Consider the following 20,807-nt stretch of genomic DNA (forward strand, 5'->3'; position numbering starts at 1 on the left):
TCCACTTTGATTCTAGGCCAACAGCAACGGCGCCGCGGCGATTTCTTCAGGGGTGACATTCCACAGGGCGTCGAGGAACTCCACTTGGAACGAACCCGGGCCATGTGAATGCCGTTGCGCGATCTGCGACGCGACGTTGTAGAGCATCGACGCGGAGAGCGCGGCGACGAGCGGATCGGCAACAGCCAGATACGTGGCGGTGACGCCGCCGAGCGAGCAGCCTGCTCCGGTGATCTTCGTCATCATGGCGCTGCCTCCTGGCAGGCGGAACACGCGTTTGCCATCGGTCACGAGATCGACCGCGCCGGAAACCGCGACAGCCGCGGTGTGCGTGGGGGAGTGCTGCGCCAAATAGTTGGCGATGTCTTTGGCTGCGCCGATCGCCTGATCCACGCTGTCGACCGATTCCACGCCGGCAGGACCCTGATGCTCCTCAGAGGAGTCCTCTTCGGCGAGATCCCACATGTCGTGCAACGCCAGTGCTTCGGAGGCGTTGGAACGCACGATCGTCGGCGGGTAATCCTTGAATCCTTTGAGAATTTCGGTGCGCGCGACGCCGATGCCCGCAGCCACCGGGTCGAGCACCCACTGGCATTGGTGACGGCTCAGATGCTCGCTGATCTCCTGCAACGCGTCGCGGTAGAACGGCAGAAGAGTGCCCACATTGATGTAGGTTGCTCCGCACTGCTCGGCGAGAGACGTGATGTCGTTGGGCAGAAAACTCATGGCAGCGGTGCCACCGGCGGCAAGCTGGGCGTTGGCCACCAGATTGATCGTGACGAAATTGGTGAACGACTGCGCGAGCGGCGTCTGCTCACGCACCGCCGTTGCCACTTGGCGAATCTGTTCACGGATCGGATCGTCTGCGCCCACTTCGCGCAACGAGACCGAAGATTCATTGGAATTATTGAGATTATCGACAGTGCTCACTGTGTCTGTACTCCCTACTCTGGTATTAGCCAACAGGTTCAAAGGGTTAGGCTGTGTGCCACTCTCAGCTCTTCGAGCTCCCCTGACATGTCATTTCGAACTTATGCGACGCCGTAGACCCGCATGCCCAGCGCGTGTGTTGCTCACGGCGAATCGGTGCTCTGCGGTGCTCAGACTCTTTTCGACCAATATATATTGGTCGAAAGTGTGCAGAGGCTCGGCGGATGGAGAGCCGCGGAAGGCGCAAGTCACAGTGGGCGGAAATGGTCGGCGTGTCGGCGGCGAACGATAGGCTGAAGGCTCGTATAAGACCCCAAACCGTTCAAACCAGAAGGTGCATTGTGGCTAATTCCAAAATCGATGAAGTCGTCTCTCTTGCGAAGCGTCGCGGCTTCGTGTTCCCGGCCGGCGAGATCTACGGCGGCACGCGTTCCGCATGGGACTACGGCCCGCTCGGCGTGGCGCTCAAAGACAACATCAAGCGTGAATGGTGGCGTTCGATGGTCGTCACCCGCCCTGACGTTGTTGGCGTAGACACGTCGATCATCCTGCCATCCGAAGTGTGGGTGGCTTCCGGCCACGTCTCCGTGTTCAATGACCCGCTCATCGAATGCCTCACCTGCCACAAGCGTCACCGTGCCGACAAGCTCGAGGAATCGTATGCCGAAAAGCATCACGGCCAGCTTCCGCCGAACGGTCTCAAAGACATCGTGTGCCCGGACTGCGGCACCCGCGGCAATTGGACCGAGCCTCGCGACTTCAACATGATGCTGCGCACGCACCTCGGGCCGGTGGAAGACGAGAACTCGCTGCACTACCTGCGCCCGGAAACCGCGCAGGGCATTTTTGTGGACTTCAAGAACGTCATGACCTCGTCTCGCTCCAAGCCGCCGTTCGGCATTGCGAACACCGGCAAGTCGTTCCGCAACGAGATCACTCCGGGCAACTTCATCTTCCGCACCCGCGAGTTCGAGCAGATGGAGATGGAGTTCTTCGTCGAGCCCGGCACCGATGAGGAATGGCATCAGTATTGGATCAACGCGCGCACGCAGTGGTACATCGACCTCGGTGTGAACCCGGAGAATCTGCGTCACTACGAGCATCCGAAGGAGAAGCTCGCGCACTACTCGAAGCGCACCGTCGACATCGAATACCGCTTCGGATTCCAAGGCTCCGATTGGGGCGAGCTCGAAGGCGTGGCAAACCGCACCGACTTCGACCTCGGCGCGCACGCCAAGCATTCCGGTGAAGACCTGAGCTACTTCAACCAGGCGACCGGCGAGAAATACATTCCATACGTCATCGAGCCTGCGGCTGGACTTTCGCGCTCGCTTATGGCGTTCCTCGTCGACGCTTACGACGTTGATGAGGCTCCGAACACGAAGGGCGGCGTCGACAAGCGCACGGTGCTGCGCCTCGACCCGCGTTTGGCTCCTATCAAGGCTGCCGTGCTGCCGTTGAGCAAGAAGCCGGAGCTGCAGTCTGTGGCTCAGGATCTGGCGGAAGACCTGCGCCTGAACGATTGGATGATCGACTACGACGAATCCGGCGCCATCGGCCGTCGCTACCGCCGTCAAGACGAGATCGGCACGCCACTGTGCATCACCGTCGACTTCGATACGCTTGACGATCAGGCCGTGACGATTCGCGAACGCGACACGATGAAGCAGGAACGCGTGGCGTTGACGAACGTTGCGGACTATGTGGCCAAGCGCATCAACGACAAGCGCACGCGCGTGCCGATGAAGCCGGAGTCGATGGGCGGCAAGCCGTGGCCAGACAGCGTGCATATCGCTGAGGCCGGCGGCCTGTACTGACGCTGTGCCACTCGCATGAGTGGTGTGCTGCGAACTAGTTGACAAGATGAATGTGCCGCACGGCTGTTGTGGCACATTCATCTTTCTTTTTTGAATTTCTTGAATTACTGTTAGCTGTCGCGCACTGTTGACAATGTTGGAAAATCGGCAGTATTCGGAAATTATTGCGCAAACGGCGCTGTTGAACGGCGTGACCGACTGGTGAACGCTTATGTTGAGGAGTTGAGGAAAGTCGACGATGAGGACTGAGGAAATCGTGGTGGATGAGCGTGAGGATTCGAATGCCGCAACCGCGGATGCGCATGAGGCATCGGCGCGGCTAAACAAGCCGCTCGCGCCGGTGCGACTCGGCGACCTCGAGGTGCGCACACCGGTCGTGCTGTCTCCAATGGCGGGCGTCACGAACTGGCCGTTCCGCGTGATCTGCGAGGAATACGGCCCCGATGGATTGTATGTGGCCGAGATGGTGACCGCGCGCGCACTGGTCGAAAAGAACCCCAAAGCGCTGCGCCTGTGCCGTTTCGCCCCGACCGAGAAGATCCGCTCGCTGCAGCTCTACGGCGTGAATCCGGCGATCATGGAGCAGGCCGCTCGTTTTCTCGTCGACAACGATATGGTCGATCATCTCGACCTCAACTTCGGCTGCCCGGTGCCGAAAGTCACTCGTCGCGGTGGCGGTTCTGCGCTCCCGTGGAAGACCGACCTGTTCAGCGAAGTCATCGAACGCGTAGTGAGGGCATGCGCGCCGGCGAACGTTCCGGTGACCGCGAAGATTCGCGTCGGCATCGACCACGACCACGAAACGTTCATCGAAGCTGCGCACATCGCGCAGGAGGAGGGGTGCGCGGCTGTGACGTTGCACGCGCGCACCACCGCGGAATACTACGGCGGTCACTCCGACTGGTCGCGCATCGGCGAACTCGTCGAGACACTTGACATTCCGGTGTTCGGCAACGGAGACATCTGGGGTGCCGAAGACGCGATCGCGATGGTCAACGAAACCGGTTGCGCTGGCGTGGCCGTCGGCCGCGGCTGCCAAGGCAGACCGTGGATTTTCGCGAACATCAAGAACGCGTTCGCAGGCAGTGACGCGCGCGTGAACCCGACCTTGGGTGAGGTGGGGCAGATCATTCTACGCCATGCCCAGCTGCTCACCGAGTTCTACGACGGCGACGAGACGATGGCTGTGCACGACCTGCGCAAGCACGTCGCCTGGTATTTGAAAGGCTTCCCGGTGGGCGGTTCGACTAGGCGCGCGTTCATGGAATGCGAGAGTTTGGAGGATGTTCGTGAACAAGTGGATGCGCTTGATCCGAATGTCGAGTACCCTGAGCGTGTGGCAGACAAGCCAAGAGGCCGCGTTCGCTTTGCGAAAAGGTGCATTTGCCGTACGGTTGGCTGGATTCGAGGACGACGACGCACGAGGAACGTGAGCGTCTGTTTGGAGATGATCCAATGGATGCGAGCTACTGAGACGTTGACGTTAAGAAAACTTTCGGAAACGTCATCTAGAGTACCCTGTGGAAAACAAAGCGGACATAGCGACGAAGCTTGATGGATGGGAAGTTTCGCATGCTTGGAAAGAACCTTATTTTTCACCCATCTGCGATACAGTATTGTGTAACCGTAAGTGACAGGAGACTAATGTGAGCGAGATCGCCCAGACTGACAATTTCAACGACACTACGATTATCAAAGTCGTGGGCGTTGGCGGTGCAGGCGGCAACGCGGTGAATCGTATGATCGCCGAAGGTCTGCAGAACGTGGAATTCGTTGCCATTAACACTGATGCAAAAGATCTGCTGCGTTCTGACGCCGATGTCAAAATCTCACTGAGTGATGCCTCCAGCCGAGGTCTCGGCGCGGGCGCCGACCCCGAGAAGGGCGCCAAAGCCGCGCAAGACCACCAGTCTGAAATCGAAGAAGCCGTCAAGGGTGCCGACATGGTGTTCGTCACCTGCGGCGAGGGCGGCGGCACCGGCACCGGCGCAAGCCCGCTCGTCGCGCGCGCAGCACGTCAGCAGGGTGCATTGACGATCGCCGTCGTCACCCGTCCGTTCTCGTTCGAAGGTCCGCAGCGCGCGGCATCCGCGGCTCTCGGCATCGACAACCTCCGTGAAGAGGTCGATGCGTTGATCGTCATTCCGAACGATCGCCTGCTTGAGCTCGATGACAGCTCGATCGGCATCGTCGACGCGTTCCGCACGGCAGACACCGCATTGCTCGCCGGCGTGCAGGGCATCACCGACCTGCTGACCATCAACCCATACATTCACGTTGATTTCTCCGATATCACGTCGATTCTGCAGAATTCCGGCACCGCGCTCTTCGGCATCGGTGCCGCGCGGGGAGAAGACCGCGCAGCGCAGGCCGCGGAAATCGCCATCAGCTCGCCGCTGCTCGAAGAGAGCATCGACGGCGCGAGCGGCGTGCTCATCAACATCGCCGCCTCCAACGACCTCAAGCTGGCTGAAGTCAACCAGGCCGTCGGCTTCGTGCGCGAAGCAGCCCACCCAGAAGCGCAGATCATCTTCGGTTTGGCACTCGACGATGCGTATGGCGACGAAATGCGCGTCACCGTCATCGCCGCAGGCTTCAACGACAAGAAGAAGCTCGCCGCCGCGAACGATGCAGCGCAGACCGCCGCTTCGACCACGCCGCAGAACACGACGCCGGCGCATAAGCCAGCCACTCCTGCCGGCCAGCCGACGATCCTGACGTCTCCCATCCCCTCCACCGGTCCGGTGTTCGAAGAGGAGAAGAAGACTGAAGAGAAGATCGTGTCGGAGCCGAACCAGACCACACAGCAGCGTTCCGAATACGATGCGTCTTCAGACACGAGCAGCTACCCATACACGGGTCTCGGTGATCTTGGAGATCTCGACATCCCCGAGTTCCTGCAGTGAACAGCAAATAATCAAATAAGAGAACAGCAAAGAAGGAAACGCGAATGGCCGGATTCATGAAGAAGACGATGTCGTACTTGGGCATGTCGGACGTCGTGCCAGAAGATGAAGATGACGAAGTCATCGACGAAGAGCCGGAGGCATCGTTCGACACCGATCGTTCCGTGACACCGATTCCAGCTCAGAGCGCCCCAAGCTCGACGAGTTCGCGTAAATCCGTGACGCCGTTCCGTGCGAATATCAACCGCATCACCACGATTCACCCGCAGAGCTACGAAGACGCGCAGCTCGTGGGCAGGGCGTTGCGCGACGGCATTCCGGTGGTGCTCAACCTCACCGACGTTTCGCAGTCGCAGGCATACCGCATCATCGACTTCTCGTCTGGCGTCGTGTTCGGCATCTCCGGCTCGATCGAGCGCGTCACTGAGCGAGTCTTCCTGCTGAGCCCCGCCCGCGTCGACATCGTTGCGGAAGACACCGATTCGGCGATGGGGCAGGATCTGTTCAACAACTGAGCACTCTGCCATTCACATATTCTTTGCGAGTCGAAAGCATGTTCCCAGTCTCTCGGTAGTCTGGTGAGCATGCTTTCGACTTTTCTCGTCTTTTTCCTGCACATAGTCGATCTGATGATCGACGCGTATCTCGCCGTATTATTCGCGCGCATGATCTTCGATTGGGTGCTCGTGCTTGCTCCGCGCTGGCGTCCGCGCGGATTCGTGGCGACTCTGCTGCGCATCATCTATCAGCTCACCGAGCCACCGCTGCGCTTTCTTCGGCGTTACATCAAGCCGATTCCAATGGGGCCGGTGTATTTCGACGTGAGTTTCATCGTGCTCTATTTCGTGCTCATCGTGCTGCAGGTGCTCATCTAAACGAGCAGTAAGAAATACCGCTGTTGCAGAAAAACCCGATATAACGCGGGGTGTTGCGCACGTCTCGTGATAGCATCAAAAATAAGGTCAACTAAGCTGGGACTATCCCAAAGCGAGGTGGTAAAATAATGGCTCTTTTGACGCCAAAGGATATCAGGGAGCACACGTTCCAAACCGTGCGCTTCAAAGAAGGCTACGATGTCGATGAGGTCGATGATTTTCTCGATCAGGTCACCGAAACAGTAGAGGCTTTGGGTAAGCAGGCCGTTGCAGGCGGCCAGTCCACGCAGGCTCTTGGACCCGACGTTTCCGCGCTGAACACGAAGATTTCCGACTTGACTGCACAGGTGCAGTCTCTGCAGCAGGAAAACCAGTCGCTCAAGGCCGCCGCAACGCAGGGTGCCAGCGAGCAGGCGAACGCCCAGATCGCTCAGGCGAATCAGGCGGCGCAGGCTGCACAAGCACAGCTCAAGGAAGCGGAAGACAACAATCAGGCGTTGTCTGAGCAGAACGAGCAGCTCAAGAATCAGGTCGATCGCCTGTCTGCACAGGTCGATCAGCTGACCGCGCAGGCGGCGCAGGCAGCACAGGACTCCTCGCAGCCAGAGTTGACTCAGCAGCTTCAGGAAGTCACCCGCCAGCGCGACCAGTTCCGCGCCGACAGCGAGAACCTGCGCAACCAGCTGGCCACCGCACACGAGCAGACAGTTCGTGCACAGCAGGCAGAGTCCCAAGTGCAGGAGCTCACCAAGCAGCTCGAAGAATCCAAGCAGCGCGAAGAGCAGCTGCGCGATCAGGTCGCCAAGGTCGAGCCGAACACCGAAACCGGCAGCCTGCAGAAGATCAAGAGCGCGGCAGCTTCCGCAAACAGTGAGCCGGAGCGCGCCACCGCAATGCTGACACTGGCCATGCAGCTGCACGACCAGTACGTCGACAAGGGCAAGGCGACCGCCAAGGAGATCACCGAGCAGTCCCAGCGCAAGTATGAAGAGCTGATCGCCAAGGCGAACGACTATTCGAACCGCACTCGTTCCGAAGCCGACGACTACAATGCGCGTACCCGCGAAGCCGCCGACGCCTACAGCTCGAAGACTCGTGACGATGCCGACGCCTACAGCGCGAAGACGCACGAAGACGCCGATACCTACATGAAGAACAAGCACGCCGAAGCCGACCAGTATGTGGTCGACAAGACGAACGAGGCCAACACCTACGCCGATCAGAAGACCACGGAAGCCAACAACTACGTGGCCACGAAGACCAGCGAGGCCGACACCTACGCAGACTCGAAGGCTCACGAGGCCGACGAATACGCTCAGAAGAAGCAAGACGAAGGCAACGCCTACGCCCAGCAGAAGAAGAGCGAAGCCGACCAGTATGTGGTCGATCGTCACGACGAGATCAACACCTTCGAAGCCGAAGTCAAGCAGCGCGCCGACGACTACGACAAGAAGACGCGCAGCGCCGCTGACGACTACGCTCAGCAGGTTCGCGACAACCTCGAAGCGCAGTCCAAGGTCGTCGAAGGCAACATTCAGGGTCTCAAGCAGTTCGAGACCGAATACCGTGCTCGCCTCACCGACTTCCTCGGTCAGCTGCAGGCTCAGGTGTCTGACACGAACAACTACAAAGATTTCGAGAACGCCAACTGAGGTTAGCTCCCGTTGAAATCGAACACTAACGGAAGACGGCTGCGTGAACGCGTGGCCGTCTTCGCATGTATTGCCATCGTCGCGATCGGCATCGATCAGCTCACCAAATACCTTGCTCAAACCCATTTGAGCGAAACCGACCATATTCAGGTCATTCCGCACGTCCTCTCACTGACGCTCGTGCACAACCCGGGCGCTTCACTGGGCATGGGGTCAAACGCCACTTGGCTGATCAGCCTGTTCGCCATCATCGCCTGCATCGTGCTCGTCGTGCTCACCGTGCGCACCACATCGATGGTGTGGACGGTGCTGTTCGCATTGGCATTCGCCGGTGCGTTCGGCAACCTCATCGACCGAGCCATCTATGCGACCACGTTCCTCAACGGCAAAGTGGTTGATTTCCTCAACTACGGTTGGTCGGTGGGCAATGTGGCCGACATCTTCCTGATGCTCGCCGGCATCGGCATCGTCATATCGATTCTGTGCAACGTGCCATATCGAACCGAACCGCAGATCGAGAAAGACGACGCACAGCAGGCATAGTGGAGGGGAGTGTATGAGCACAATCATTCCAGCGCCTGACGCACTGATCGGCAGGCGATTCGATGTGGCGGTCGCCAAAATGATGGGCGTTTCACGCGCCAAAGCCACCGAACTGATCGAAACGGGGCAGGCGAGGGTTATCGGGCGAGAGCTCAACAAATCGGGTATTCTGCAGCTTGGAGACACGGTGGAGATCAACGTCGTCGAAGAGCAGCGTGAGCCCGAACCGATCAGCGACGAAATGACGATCGCCTACGAAGACGACGACATCGTGGTGGTCGACAAGCCGGTGGGCGTGGCAGCCCATGCCTCAGTGGGTTGGACGGGGCCAACGGTGCTGGGCTCGCTGCTGCAGCGAGGCGTGCACATCACGTCGATGGGTGCTCCAGGGCGTCAGGGCATCGTGTCGCGCCTCGACGTGGGCACGTCAGGGCTGATGCTCGTATGCAAATCAGATCTCGCCTACAAAGAGATGCGACGTCAGTTCTCCGAGCATGAGGTGAAGAAAACCTACCATGCTCTGGTGCAGGGCAATCTCAAAGAAGATCGCGCCACCATCGATGCCCCGATCGGGCGCGCAAAAGTCTCCGACTTCCGGTTCTGCGTGACGCCGGCGGGCAAAGAGGCCATAACGCATTGGGATGTGCTCGAACGCTTCGGTGAGGCGACGCTCGCATCGATCAACCTTGAAACGGGTCGCACACATCAGATCCGCGTGCATTTCTCGTCGATCGGGCATCCGCTTGTGGGCGACCCGATGTATGGCGCCAATCCCAAACTCTCGGAAGCGCTCGGCTTGGAGCGCCAGTGGCTGCATGCGATGGAGCTCGAATTCCGCCACCCGCGCACGCACGTCACGACGGTGGTGTCGTCGCACTATCCTGCCGACCTTCAGCATGCGCTCGACGTGATGCGCCAACGCCATCAGCTCCGCGATCAGAACCACGAGGAGAGCGTGATCTCCGAGTAATCATGCGCAACCGCCGTCCGGTCACGATACTCAGCACGAGCATCATGACCGCGGCGACCAGCGGAACGAGCATGAGCGGCGCTGTGAATATGAGCGACACCCATGCGTCGAGTTCCTGCGAGCCGGTCGAATACCCAGGCGTATGAGCATGCCCGAGAATCACATGCAACGACTGCGTGACGCCGATCGTCCCCGGAATGCAGAGCAGAGTGAAGCTCGCGCACAGTACGCAGAATATGCGCAGATTTTAGTGAGCCGTTGCTTCTGCCATGCTTGTGATGTGTGAACTTCCTTTGTGTGCAGTGTGTTTTCGCTGGTCATATCGTCCTCCCATTCACCGTTGAATGTGGTGTTGTCCACGCTAACGAGTGGATCACGCCGACGCCACTCGCACAGAGAATTGTGGATAACTTTTCGCGTGTCGGCCGTCTGCGCGCGTGTTCGTAAGTGTGTCGCGGCAGGGCGGCCGCAACCCTGTACAGCAGTCTCGATTCACGATATATTTGAAAACTATGACCGATTCCGCGAACTTCGTCCAATTGCACAATCACACGCATTATTCGCTGCTCGACGGTGCCTCCAAAATCCCGGATCTCGTGAAATACACGAAGGAACTGGGCATGAACGCAGTGGGCATCACCGACCACGGCAACATGCATGGTGCATATGAGATGTGGTCGGAAGCCGTCAAGAACGACATCAAGCCGATCATCGGCATTGAAGCGTATGTGACGCCGGAAACCGCGCGTCAAGACAAGTCACGCGTGCATTGGGGCACCGAAGCCCAACGCAGCGATGACGTTTCGGGCGGCGGTTTGATCACCCACTTGACGTTGTGGGCGGAAAACGACGAGGGATTGGTGAACCTGATCAAAGCGTCTTCGGTCGCCAATCTCGAAGGCCGCGTGATGCGCTACCCGCGTATGGATAAAGAGGTGCTCGCCACTTACAGCAAAGGTGTCATTTGCGGCTCGGGCTGCCCGTCCGGCATCATCCAGACGCGCCTCCGCTTAGGGCAGTTCGACGAGGCTCTGCGCGCCGCCGGCGAGCTGCAAGACATCTATGGCAAAGACAACTTCTACATCGAGTTGATGGATCACAACCTCGAGATCGAGCGCAAGGTGACCAAAGATCTGCTCGAGATCGCCAAGAAGCTCGATGCGCCGTTGCTGGCCACGAACGACTCCCACTACGTGCATAAGGAAGACGCAGGTGCGCAGGACGCGATGCTGTGCATCAACTCAGGTTCGCATCTGGATGACCCCGGCCGGTTCAAGTTCGACGGCGAAGGCTACTACATGCGCAGCGCGCAGGAGATGCGCAGCCTGTTCAAAGACCTGCCCGAAGCCTGCGACAACACGATCGAAGTGGCGGAACGCTGCAACGTGATATTCGATGATCACGAAGACGGCGCGTTCATGCCGAAGTTCCCATGCCCGGAGGGCTGGGACGAGACGTCGCTGTTCCTCAAGAAGGTCGAGGAAGGCTTGGAACGCCGCTATGACGGCAATGTGCCGCAGCATGTGCTGGCGCAGGCCGACTATGAATGCGGCGTGATCTGCCAGATGCAGTTCCCGGGCTACTTCCTCGTGGTGGCCGACTACATCCAGTGGGCGAAAGACCACGACATCATGGTGGGGCCGGGACGTGGCTCCGCGGCAGGCTCGATGGTCGCCTACGCCATGGGCATCACCGAACTCGATCCACTCGAGCATGGTTTGATCTTCGAACGCTTCCTCAACCCGGAACGTGTGTCGCTGCCTGATATCGACGTTGATTTCGACCCGGAAGGCCGTTTGAAGGTCATCGAATACTGCGGTGAGAAATACGGGCACGACAAAGTGGCGCAATGCGTGATCTACGGCACCATCAAAACGAAACAGGCGTTGAAGGATTCCGCGCGCATCATGGGCTACGACTTCGCGATGGGCGAGCGCGTGACGAAGGCACTGCCGCCAGCCGCAACCGGTGGCAAAGACGTACCGTTGCACGACATCTTCGACCCGAAGTCGAAGCGCTACGCCGAAGCGCGCGAATACCGTGAGATGTATGAATCCGATGTCGATGCGAAGCGCATAACCGACGAGGCGATGGGCATTGAAGGACTGATTCGCCAGACCGGTGTGCACGCCTGTGCCACGATCATGGGTTCCGCGCCGATCACCGACACGTCACCATTGCTGGAACGCACCGATGGCACGGTCACCACCACGTTCGAATACCACACCTGCGAAACGCTGGGGTTGGTGAAGATGGACTTCCTCGGCCTCTCCAACTTGACGGTGATCGGCAACACATTGAAGAACATCGTCTCGAACGGCAAGGAGGCGATCGACTACACGAAGATTCCTCTTGACGACAAGGAGACCTACGAGCTGCTGTCGCGCGGTGACACGCTTGGCGTGTTCCAGCTCGATTCCGACGGCATGCGCGCGCTGCTCAAACAGTTGAAGCCCGATAACTTCAACGACATCTCGGCATTGATCGCCTTATACCGACCGGGCCCGATGAGCATGGATTCGCACACGAACTATGCGAAGCGCAAGAACGGGTTGCAGAAGATCGTGCCGATCCACCCCGAGCTCGAACAGCCGCTCAAAGAGGTGCTCGACGAGACCTACGGCCTGATCATCTACCAGGAGCAGGTGCAGTCGGCTGCGCGTATTCTCGCAGGGTATTCACTTGGTAAGGCAGATGTGCTGCGCCGCGCCATGGGCAAGAAGAAGCCGGAGGTGCTGGCCAAGGAGAAGGTGCCGTTCTTCCAGGGCATGAAGGAGCACGGTTACTCCGAGGAGGCGGCGAACGCGGTGTGGGACATCCTCGTGCCGTTCTCCGGCTATGCGTTCAACAAGGCGCATTCCGCGGCATATGGCCTGATCTCGTATTGGACCGCATACCTCAAGACGCATTACCCCGCCGAATTCATGGCGGCTTTGCTGCAGGGTGCGGCGAACAACAAAGACAAGACCGCGCTCTACCTGGGCGAGGCGCGTCGCATGGGCATCAAGGTGTTGTCGCCGGACGTCAATGAATCCGTCTACGCATATTCGGCAGTCGGTGACGTGGTGCGTTTCGGTTTGGGTGCGATCCGCAACGTCGGCGAGAACGCCGTCAAAGACATCATCGCCGAACGCAATGGCCCGCGTGGCAAGTTCGTGAACTTCATGGACTTCATTCGTCGCGTGCCGTTGAGCGCCGTGAACCGTCGACTTGTGGAATCGCTCATCAAGGCTGGTGCGTTCGATTCGATCGACCCGAACCGCAGGGCCATCTACCAGATCCACGAGGCCGCCATCGACTCGGTGACCGACCTGAAACGCAAGCAGGCGACCGGCCAATTCGACTTGTTCGCCGACCTCGATTCCTCCGATAACACGCAGGGGGAGTCGCTCGGAGACGTGTCGATAACCGTTCCCGATGTTGAGGAATGGGACAAAAAGACGAAGCTCAACTTCGAACGCGAGATGCTTGGACTCTACGTTTCCGACCACCCTCTCTCAGGCATGCAATCGGTGCTCGCGTCACTGCGTGAAATGTCGATCGCGCAGTTGATCGACAAAGCCGCGCAGATGCCGGAACGCACGCAGGTGGTGATCGCCGGACTCATCACGAACGTCGACTCGCGTGTGTCGAAGAAGGGCAACCGGTGGGCGATCGTGACGATCGAAGACATGGAAAGCTCGATTCAATGCATGTTCTTCGGCAAGGTCTACGAGGCGAACGCCGCTGACTTGGCGGTCGACACGATCGTGCAGATTCGCGGCATGGTCGAGGAGCGCGACGAAACGGTGTCGATGCGAGCCACCGAGATGATGGTGCCGACGTTGGATGCGCAGGAGAACCGTCCGGTGCTCATTTCGTTGCCAGCACACGCGATCGATATGCAGCGCATGCAGCAGCTTTCCGCCGTGCTCGCCAATCATCCGGGGTATTGCGAAGTGAAACTCGCCGTCACCGGAGACTCGGGAGATGTCACGTTGATGACGTTGGGAGACAAGTTCCGCGTGCGCCGCGAAACCGGCTTGTTCGCCGATATCAAGGTGTTGTTCGGCGCGAACGCACTACCGGTGAGCTGAGCTCGTTCTGTGGCATTCCGCCTGTTGGACTGCGTGCCAAAGCACGGCACGCATTCCAACAGGCGCACCCATATGGCATATCTCACGATGTGAAAAGGATTTCCGCAGATCGCGACTCGTGACACGAGCTTGTTACGATAGAGACTATGACCGAAGAAAATTACATGCGCATCATTGATCTGCGCGGAAAAACGCTGACTCGTGCCGAACTGCTCGCCGCGATGCCGCGTGCTGAAATGGGAACCGACGAAGCCAGCGAAATTGTGCAGCCGATTCTCGACAACGTCAAGAAGAACGGCGCCGCAGCGTTGCGTGAATACGCCGAGAAATTCGACCATATCGTACCGAAGTCGTTGCGAGTTCCACAAGATGTGATCGACGCCGCCGTCGCCAGCCTCGACCCCGAGGTTCGCGCGGCCATCGAGGAATCGGTGCGTCGCGCACGCGCCGTCGCGAAGTCACAGGTGCCGAAAGACTTCCACACCGATCTGGCTCCGGGCGCTCGTGTCGCCGAACGCTGGATTCCGATCCAGCGCGTCGGCCTGTATGTGCCTGGCGGCAAGGCTGTGTACCCGAGTTCGGTGATCATGAACGTCGTTCCGGCTCAGGCAGCCGGCGTTGAATCACTCGCCGTCGCCACGCCACCAAGCCGCGACAGCAAGGAAGGCTGGCCGAACAAAACGATTCTAGCCACGTGCGCGATTCTCGGCGTAGACGAAGTGTATGCCGTCGGCGGCGCACAGGCCATCGCGATGTTCGCCTACGGTGCCACCGATGTCGACAACCCACAGTCTCCGGTGCTGTGCGAACCGGTCGACAAGATCACCGGCCCGGGCAACATCTTCGTCGCCACCGCCAAGCGTCTCGTCTCCGGCATCGTCGGCATCGACGCCGTGGCAGGTCCAACCGAAATCGCCATTCTCGCCGACAAGACCGCCAAGCCCGGATTCGTGGCAGCTGATCTGATCGGTCAGGCCGAACACGACGAACTCGCCGGCTCCGTGCTGATCACCGACGACGAACAGCTCGCCGACGAAGTGCAGGCCGAGCTGAAGAAGCGCGTGCCGCGCACCGAGCATGCACAGCGCGTCGCCACCTCGCTGTCTGGCAAGCAATCCGGCATCATTCTCACCGATTCGCTCGAACAGTCGATCGACGCGGCGAACGCCTATGCCGCCGAACACTTGGAAGTGCAGACCGCAGACCCAGATGCCGTGATCGCGAAGATCCACAACGCGGGTGCGATCTTCCGCGGCGACTATTCACCAGTGCCTCTCGGCGACTACATGTCGGGTTCCAACCACGTGCTGCCAACGTCGGGCACCGCTCGTTTCGCCGCAGGTCTTGGCGTGCACACGTTCATGAAGCCGGTGGAAGTCATCGAATACGACGAGCAGGGGCTCAAGGAGCTGGCTGCGAAGGTGAACGCCTTCGCCGTCTCCGAAGACCTGCCGGCACACGGTGAAAGCGTGCTGACACGCTTCATCGACGATCCATACAACAAGAGCACCATCATTGAACAGGAAGAAGAGGCTGGTCTTCGATGAGCGAAGCGATGATCCCGGCGGATCTGCCACTGCGTAACGATTTGATAGGCGAAGTGCCTTACGGCGCTCCACAACTTGACGTTCCGGTATGCCTGAACGTCAACGAGAATCCATATCCGCCGGATCACGCCGTGGTCCACAGCATCGTCGAACGTGTCAAGCAGGTGGCACCCACGCTCAACCGCTACCCGGATCGCGAGCACATCGAACTGCGCGAAGCCTTCGTGAAATACCTCAAAGAGGAGTCAAAAGCCGATCTCACCGTCGATCAGGTGTGGGGTGCCAACGGTTCAAACGAGATCATGCTGCAGCTGTTCCAGGCCTTCGGAGGCCCGGGGCGTTCGGCGCTCGGATGCGACCCGACCTATTCGATGTACCCCGAATATGCGCGCGACACGTTCACCGCATGGCACACCGCTCACCGTAACCCGGATTTCACGCTCGACGTCGATCGCACGATAGCCGACATCGACGCGCTCGAACCGTCGATGGTGCTGCTCACCAGCCCGAACAATCCGACCGGCACACCATTGCCGATGCAAGATCTCAAGCGTATCCTCGACCATTGCCAGAGCGCACAGGTCGCAGGCGCGGCAGACGGCGTGCACCCGATCGTCGTGGTAGACGAAGCCTACATCGAATTCCGCGATCCGGGCACGCCATCGGCCACCACGTTGCTCGGCGCCTACGAGAACCTCGCCGTGAGCCGCACAATGAGCAAGGCGTTCGCCTTCGCCGGAGCACGCGTGGGCTACATCGCCGCCAGCGCAGGCATCATCGACTGCCTGCGCATTGTGCGCATGCCATACCACCTTTCGGCGGTCACACAAGCTGTGGCATTGGCGGCGTTCGACCACACGAAGGAACAGCTCAGCCAAGTCGACCATCTGCGCCACACGCGTGAAGAAACCGCGGCATGGCTTAAAGAGCAGACCTACAACGGCAAACCACTCCAAGTGGCGCCGTCGCAGTCGAACTTCCTGCTCTTCGGCGGGTCGTTCGACGATCGCGGCGCGATATTCGACCAGATGCTGCAGCGAGGCGTGCTGATCCGCGTCGTCGGCCCTGAAGGCTGGCTGCGCGTATGCATGGGCACCGACGAGGAGATGCGGCGGTTCCGCGAAGCGCTCGTCGAATCCATGCGAGTGGTGGAACACGCATAACTGTTCGAAATCGCACACAATTTCAGGATTGCCAAAAGGAGAAAACATGGCGCGCACAGCCCATATTGTCCGTCAGACCAGCGAATCCAGCGTTGATCTCGAATTGAACCTTGACGGCACCGGCCAAACGCATATCGAAACCACCGTTCCGTTCTTCAACCACATGATGACGGCGCTGGGCAAGCATTCGCTCATCGACCTCAACATCGTGGCGAGCGGAGACACCGACATCGATGCTCATCACACCGTCGAAGACACGGCCATCGTGTTCGGAGAGGCCCTGCACGAGGCATTGGGAGACAAGCGCGGCATCCGCCGTTTCGCCGACGCCACCGTGCCGCTTGACGAAGCGCTCGCCAAAGCGGTCGTCGACGTCTCCGGACGCCCATACTGCGTGTGCAGCGGCGAACCGGAAGGCTTCCAATACGCGATGATCGGCGGCCATTTCACCGGCTCGCTCGTGCGTCACGTGATGGAATCCATCGCATTCCACGCGCAGATCTGCCTGCACATGCACCTGATCGCCGGTCGCGACCGCACCATATCGCCGAAGCCGAGTTCAAGGCTCTGGCACGAGCGTTGCGTTTCGCGATCGAGCCTGATCCACGCATCGCCGGCATCATCCCCAGCACGAAAGGCGCGCTCTGATGGCAGAGAACAACAACGATCTTCCAGAAGGATTGTTTGACGACGCGGAGTTCGAAAAAGAATTCGCCGACCTCAACAAGCAGCTCGAAGATCTCGACAAGGCGCAGCAGGCAGACACCGCGAGCCAAGAGAACACTGATGATTCTTCCGCACAGTCCTTGAGCGACTCGGTAGACGATGAGTTCTCGCAGATCATGAACTCCAACGCCGAGACGAGTTTCGACGATGAATTGGAGGGATTGATCGGCAACAAGGCCAAGCGTGCGATCATCGTCACCAGACTGTCGTCAGCTGAACTGCTCGCCGCGTTCTGCACTCTCGCCGACATTTCCGCACAGTGCCTCGACTCGCAATCGGGAGCTGTCGCTGTGCTACGCAATCTCGACGGTGACGGGCCGGAAGCCGCAGCGAAAGACCTGACCACCGTGGTGACCGGACTCAGCGCGCTGCTGCTCGTCGACCGTGCCGACAAGATGACGGCGACCCCGTTCGCGAACGGGGTCGCACAATCCGCACAGTTGCCACCACCGTTCGTGCTCGAAACGTTGGCTCCATTTGTCGAAGACCTGATGCTCGGCATCACCGACCTCGACGCCATCAAACAGTCAGGCACGACGATCATCGATTCCGCGAGCATCGACAAGCCGCGCGCATTCGAGATCATCGCAGAACACACGCATCTCGGTCGTGGCGGTTCATCCATCAAATAGTCGCGTGCGCACCACGCAGAACACAGGAGAGTCATGAAATCAGTTGTCGTTTTTGACTACGGCTTCGGCAACGTGCGTTCGATGATGCGCGCGCTCGCCAATCAGCATCTCGATGTGACGCTCACCTCGGACTACCGCGCGTCATTGGAAGCGGACGGTCTTGTGGTGCCCGGCGTCGGTGCATTCGCCGCATGTATGCAGGGACTTCGCGCGGTGAGCGGAGACGGTGTGATCTATGACCGCCTGCGTGCAGGCCGCCCAGTGCTCGGCGTGTGCGTGGGAGAACAGATCATGTTCGACCGCGGAACGGAGCACGATCTCGACACGCAGGGTCTGCAACTCATCAACGGCAAAGTCGAACGACTCGATGCCGACGTGATTCCGCACATGGGCTGGGACACCGTTGAGGCTCCCGCCAATTCGATTCTGCTCAACGGCGTCGAAGATGAACGATTCTATTTCGTGCACTCATACGCCGCGTTTGATGCTCAACCAGCGGATTGTTCGCAGTTCTCCATCGACTTCGGTGACGCCGAGCAACGAGTCGGCTACTGCCAATACAGCCGCAGCCGTTTCGTCGCCAGCTATGAGCGCGGACCATTGTTCGCCACCCAGTTCCACCCCGAGAAATCCGCGCAGGCCGGCGGCAAACTGCTAGCCAACTGGGCTGCGATTCTCTGACGAAACCACCATTCACAAATCAAAGGAAGATATATGTCGCTCACGCTGCTACCCGCCGTTGACGTTCGAGATGGCAAGGCCGTGCGCCTTCGCCAAGGTGAATCCGGTTCGGAAACCGACTACGGTTCGCCGTTAGAGGCAGCCCGCGCTTGGGTTGAAGCAGGTGCCGAATGGATTCACTTGGTAGATTTGGACGCCGCCTTCGGCACCGGCAACAATCGTGCGCAACTGCGTGCGATCGTCGCCGAGCTCGGAGACAAAGTGAACATCGAGATGTCTGGCGGCGTGCGTGATGACGCATCCCTTGACGCTGCGCTTGAAGCCGGTGCCGCACGAGTCAACATCGGCACAGCCGCGCTCGAGAACCCAGAGTGGACGGCGAACGTGATCGCCAAGTATGGCAGCAAGGTGGCTGTGGGACTCGACGTGCGCGGGCATACGCTCGCCGCACGCGGATGGGTCAAAGAAGGCGGCGACCTGTTCGAGACGATGAAGTTCCTCAACGATGCCGGCTGCTCGCGCTACGTGGTCACCGATGTGACGCGTGACGGCATGATGAGCGGCCCGAACATCGATTTGCTGCGTGAAGTCGCCGAACGCACCGATGCCAAGGTCACCGCATCCGGTGGCATCTCCAAGCTCGACGACCTGCGTGCCATCAAAACGCTCGCCGATCTCGGTGTGGACTCGGCAATCCTCGGCAAATCACTGTATGCCGGCGCGTTCACGCTGCAGGAAGCCCTCGAAGTAGCCAAGTAAACTGAGCGGTTATGCGCAGGGGAGTTCGCCGGATTTGATAAGCGAATCGAAGAGCTCATAGTCATCTTCGTTCTGATCGGCGTACGAATCCGCGAAACTCGTCATCGCAGTCTCGAACTCATCGGTGTCGCCGAGGTAACCGGAGATGGCGAGACTGTCACCACTGCGGGCATGTGCGTGCGCCAAGCACCACGCGCACAGCGAACCCAAGTTGCTCAACGAATCGGCGTGCAGCGTGTCCAAGTCGATGGAACCCTTGCCGTTCCACAACTGGCGCACGTAATAATCGCGCGGCAAGCCATCACTGGCGACGAACTGCGCCCAGCCGAGCAGAATATCGGCTGTGGATTGCACGAGTTTCTGCCCTTGGATCACGCGTTCGCCATGCGTCGCATACCCTGAGCAGCCAACGTATTTCGCGAGTACGCTCGCCACGGCTTCCTTCATCTGCAGAATAAGCGGGTCGTCGATGTCACGCCCGATGAACGCGCTCACCCAGCAGCGCGTACCCACCGAGCCGACGCCGACCACTTTGCGCGCGGTGTCTTGGTAATGGTATTGCTCGAGCACGTGCCTGCGGTCTTCATACAGCGAATCGCGGTAAGTGTCGAACAGCTGCTGCAGTCGGGAGCGCAAAGCGTCGATGTCTTCATACCCCTCCAGCTCGTTGATCTGCACGAGTTCAGGCGGGTCGGACTTGAACCGCAGCCTGTTGCCGTCCAAATAGGTGAGCTTGTTCGCCGCCTTCTTCGAATCCTTTGAACGCGCTTTCTCAATGGCGCCGTGCAGTGTGCGCGACGGCTTGGCCTTCAGCTTCTTTTCGAGGAAGTCGAGCCTATCTTCCACGTCGAAGTGCGTGTACCACGTGTCGAGGAAGCCCATCTGCGAAAACTCATGAAGTGTTTCACGGTACTGTTTCACACAACGGTAGACCGCCTCGTGCCGATTCTTCTCCTTGAGACCGATGTTACGGCCGGCAATCTCCACGGAAACGGCGAGACGCTTGATGTCCCACTCCCAAGGGCCGGTGGTCGTCTCGTCAAAATCGTTGACGTCGAACACAAGACGTTTCGAAGGGGAGTAGAAGATGCCGAAGTTGCCGATATGCGCGTCGCCGATGCACTGCACCGGAATGCAAGTGGTGGGCGTGCGCGCCAAGTCGTTGGCCATGATCGCCGCAGTGCCGCGGTAGAACGTGAACGGGTTCACCCCCATGCGCTTGAAACGAAGTGGAATCAACGATTGCAGGCGTTTGACATTCTGCTGTTCGAGCAGGCCGATCACATCTCGGCGTTTTGTGCACACGCGCCATACGGCATGCGACGCCAGCGGGAACTTCTCACGCAGTGCGATGCCGGCATTCGTGCGCTCTTCGGGGTCTTTGAGCTCCTTCCACGCACTCATGTCGAGAATCGGGTGGTCTTCGCTGGACTCTACGAGATTTCCTTCACTCATAGTTCACACAGTAGCGCGACGGGGTGCACAGCAGCCAGCATTGTGAAAAGCGTGTCAATATCTCGTCTGTTAACG

Annotated in this window: 16 protein-coding genes, 2 pseudogenes and 1 riboswitch; of the genes and pseudogenes, 16 read left to right on the forward strand and 2 right to left on the reverse strand. The window is 59.3% G+C overall.

Annotated elements, in window-relative coordinates; genetic code table 11:
- Nucleotides 1-12 precede the first annotated feature (12 nt).
- The gene (gene thiM / locus GSD1FS_RS00210) at nt 13-930 is read right to left on the reverse strand and encodes a hydroxyethylthiazole kinase (RefSeq protein ID WP_425481759.1); all 918 of its coding nucleotides are present in this window, start codon (nt 928-930) and stop codon (nt 13-15) included.
- A riboswitch (TPP riboswitch) is annotated at nt 924-1,024 on the reverse strand. Its footprint overlaps the gene before it by 7 nt.
- Before the next feature lie 247 nt (nt 1,025-1,271).
- Here thiM and GSD1FS_RS00215 point away from each other — a divergent pair.
- The 16 genes and pseudogenes from GSD1FS_RS00215 (at nt 1,272) to priA (ending at nt 19,277) form a co-directional block, all read left to right on the forward strand.
- Nucleotides 1,272-2,747: a glycine--tRNA ligase gene (locus tag GSD1FS_RS00215; RefSeq protein ID WP_343030145.1), complete on the forward strand. Its 1,476-nt coding sequence runs from the start codon at nt 1,272-1,274 to the stop codon at nt 2,745-2,747.
- A 238-nt stretch (nt 2,748-2,985) separates the two neighbouring features.
- A pseudogene (gene dusB / locus GSD1FS_RS00220) lies at nt 2,986-4,220 on the forward strand (tRNA dihydrouridine synthase DusB).
- Nucleotides 4,221-4,393: 173 nt separating this feature from the next.
- Nucleotides 4,394-5,653, forward strand: coding sequence for a cell division protein FtsZ (gene ftsZ / locus GSD1FS_RS00225; protein ID WP_343030146.1), 1,260 nt, complete (start codon nt 4,394-4,396; stop codon nt 5,651-5,653).
- A 44-nt stretch (nt 5,654-5,697) separates the two neighbouring features.
- Nucleotides 5,698-6,168, forward strand: coding sequence for a cell division protein SepF (locus tag GSD1FS_RS00230; RefSeq protein ID WP_155587877.1), 471 nt, complete (start codon nt 5,698-5,700; stop codon nt 6,166-6,168).
- Between the two features lie 69 nt (nt 6,169-6,237).
- Nucleotides 6,238-6,528 carry a YggT family protein gene (locus GSD1FS_RS00235; protein ID WP_155587878.1) on the forward strand — a complete coding sequence of 97 codons (291 nt, stop codon included), beginning with the start codon at nt 6,238-6,240 and terminating at the stop codon, nt 6,526-6,528.
- A gap of 128 nt (nt 6,529-6,656) precedes the next feature.
- The gene (locus GSD1FS_RS00240) at nt 6,657-8,180 is read left to right on the forward strand and encodes a DivIVA domain-containing protein (RefSeq protein ID WP_155587879.1); all 1,524 of its coding nucleotides are present in this window, start codon (nt 6,657-6,659) and stop codon (nt 8,178-8,180) included.
- A 12-nt stretch (nt 8,181-8,192) separates the two neighbouring features.
- Nucleotides 8,193-8,723: a signal peptidase II gene (gene lspA, locus GSD1FS_RS00245; RefSeq protein WP_155587880.1), complete on the forward strand. Its 531-nt coding sequence runs from the start codon at nt 8,193-8,195 to the stop codon at nt 8,721-8,723.
- Between the two features lie 13 nt (nt 8,724-8,736).
- Nucleotides 8,737-9,693, forward strand: coding sequence for an RluA family pseudouridine synthase (locus tag GSD1FS_RS00250; RefSeq protein ID WP_155587881.1), 957 nt, complete (start codon nt 8,737-8,739; stop codon nt 9,691-9,693).
- A gap of 2 nt (nt 9,694-9,695) precedes the next feature.
- Nucleotides 9,696-9,839, forward strand: a complete 144-nt coding sequence (locus GSD1FS_RS00255) for a hypothetical protein (protein WP_155587882.1) — start codon at nt 9,696-9,698, stop codon at nt 9,837-9,839.
- Between the two features lie 366 nt (nt 9,840-10,205).
- A complete protein-coding gene (gene dnaE, locus GSD1FS_RS00260) occupies nt 10,206-13,769 on the forward strand; it encodes a DNA polymerase III subunit alpha (protein ID WP_155587883.1) in 3,564 nt (1,187 codons plus the stop codon).
- A 164-nt stretch (nt 13,770-13,933) separates the two neighbouring features.
- Complete coding sequence (gene hisD / locus GSD1FS_RS00265) at nt 13,934-15,316, forward strand: histidinol dehydrogenase (protein ID WP_196425000.1); 1,383 nt, start codon at nt 13,934-13,936, stop codon at nt 15,314-15,316.
- On the forward strand, nt 15,313-16,479 hold the full coding sequence (locus tag GSD1FS_RS00270) for a histidinol-phosphate transaminase (RefSeq protein WP_155587885.1): 1,167 nt from the start codon (nt 15,313-15,315) through the stop codon (nt 16,477-16,479). Before hisD ends, GSD1FS_RS00270 begins: the two co-directional genes overlap by 4 nt.
- Nucleotides 16,480-16,525: 46 nt before the next feature.
- Nucleotides 16,526-17,127, forward strand: a pseudogene (gene hisB / locus GSD1FS_RS00275) (imidazoleglycerol-phosphate dehydratase HisB).
- Nucleotides 17,127-17,837, forward strand: a complete 711-nt coding sequence (locus GSD1FS_RS00280) for a hypothetical protein (protein WP_155587886.1) — start codon at nt 17,127-17,129, stop codon at nt 17,835-17,837. The pseudogene hisB and the gene GSD1FS_RS00280 overlap by 1 nt, the downstream one beginning before the upstream one ends.
- Before the next feature lie 33 nt (nt 17,838-17,870).
- Nucleotides 17,871-18,518, forward strand: a complete 648-nt coding sequence (gene hisH / locus GSD1FS_RS00285; protein ID WP_155587887.1) for an imidazole glycerol phosphate synthase subunit HisH — start codon at nt 17,871-17,873, stop codon at nt 18,516-18,518.
- Between the two features lie 33 nt (nt 18,519-18,551).
- Nucleotides 18,552-19,277: a bifunctional 1-(5-phosphoribosyl)-5-((5-phosphoribosylamino)methylideneamino)imidazole-4-carboxamide isomerase/phosphoribosylanthranilate isomerase PriA gene (gene priA, locus GSD1FS_RS00290; protein ID WP_155587888.1), complete on the forward strand. Its 726-nt coding sequence runs from the start codon at nt 18,552-18,554 to the stop codon at nt 19,275-19,277.
- Nucleotides 19,278-19,286: 9 nt separating this feature from the next.
- On the opposite strand, the gene GSD1FS_RS00295 is transcribed toward priA, so the two are convergent.
- Nucleotides 19,287-20,732 carry a DUF2252 domain-containing protein gene (locus GSD1FS_RS00295; RefSeq protein WP_155587889.1) on the reverse strand — a complete coding sequence of 482 codons (1,446 nt, stop codon included), beginning with the start codon at nt 20,730-20,732 and terminating at the stop codon, nt 19,287-19,289.
- Nucleotides 20,733-20,807 lie beyond the last annotated feature (75 nt).

Source organism: Bifidobacterium canis (assembly GCF_009727065.1).
GTDB lineage: Bacteria > Actinomycetota > Actinomycetes > Actinomycetales > Bifidobacteriaceae > Bifidobacterium > Bifidobacterium canis.

Excerpts from the sequence above, each read along its gene's own strand:
- GSD1FS_RS00235 (WP_155587878.1), top strand. The coding sequence starts at position 6,238 with ATGCTTTCGACTTTTCTCGTCTTTTTCCTGCACATAGTCGATCTGATG.
- GSD1FS_RS00240 (WP_155587879.1), top strand. The coding sequence starts at position 6,657 with ATGGCTCTTTTGACGCCAAAGGATATCAGGGAGCACACGTTCCAAACC.
- GSD1FS_RS00280 (WP_155587886.1), top strand. The coding sequence starts at position 17,127 with ATGGCAGAGAACAACAACGATCTTCCAGAAGGATTGTTTGACGACGCG.
- hisH (WP_155587887.1), top strand. The coding sequence starts at position 17,871 with ATGAAATCAGTTGTCGTTTTTGACTACGGCTTCGGCAACGTGCGTTCG.
- GSD1FS_RS00250 (WP_155587881.1), top strand. The coding sequence starts at position 8,737 with ATGAGCACAATCATTCCAGCGCCTGACGCACTGATCGGCAGGCGATTC.
- dnaE (WP_155587883.1), top strand. The coding sequence starts at position 10,206 with ATGACCGATTCCGCGAACTTCGTCCAATTGCACAATCACACGCATTAT.
- hisD (WP_196425000.1), top strand. The coding sequence starts at position 13,934 with ATGCGCATCATTGATCTGCGCGGAAAAACGCTGACTCGTGCCGAACTG.
- GSD1FS_RS00295 (WP_155587889.1), bottom strand. The coding sequence starts at position 20,732 with ATGAGTGAAGGAAATCTCGTAGAGTCCAGCGAAGACCACCCGATTCTC.
- priA (WP_155587888.1), top strand. The coding sequence starts at position 18,552 with ATGTCGCTCACGCTGCTACCCGCCGTTGACGTTCGAGATGGCAAGGCC.
- GSD1FS_RS00230 (WP_155587877.1), top strand. The coding sequence starts at position 5,698 with ATGGCCGGATTCATGAAGAAGACGATGTCGTACTTGGGCATGTCGGAC.
- GSD1FS_RS00255 (WP_155587882.1), top strand. The coding sequence starts at position 9,696 with ATGCGCAACCGCCGTCCGGTCACGATACTCAGCACGAGCATCATGACC.
- GSD1FS_RS00270 (WP_155587885.1), top strand. The coding sequence starts at position 15,313 with ATGAGCGAAGCGATGATCCCGGCGGATCTGCCACTGCGTAACGATTTG.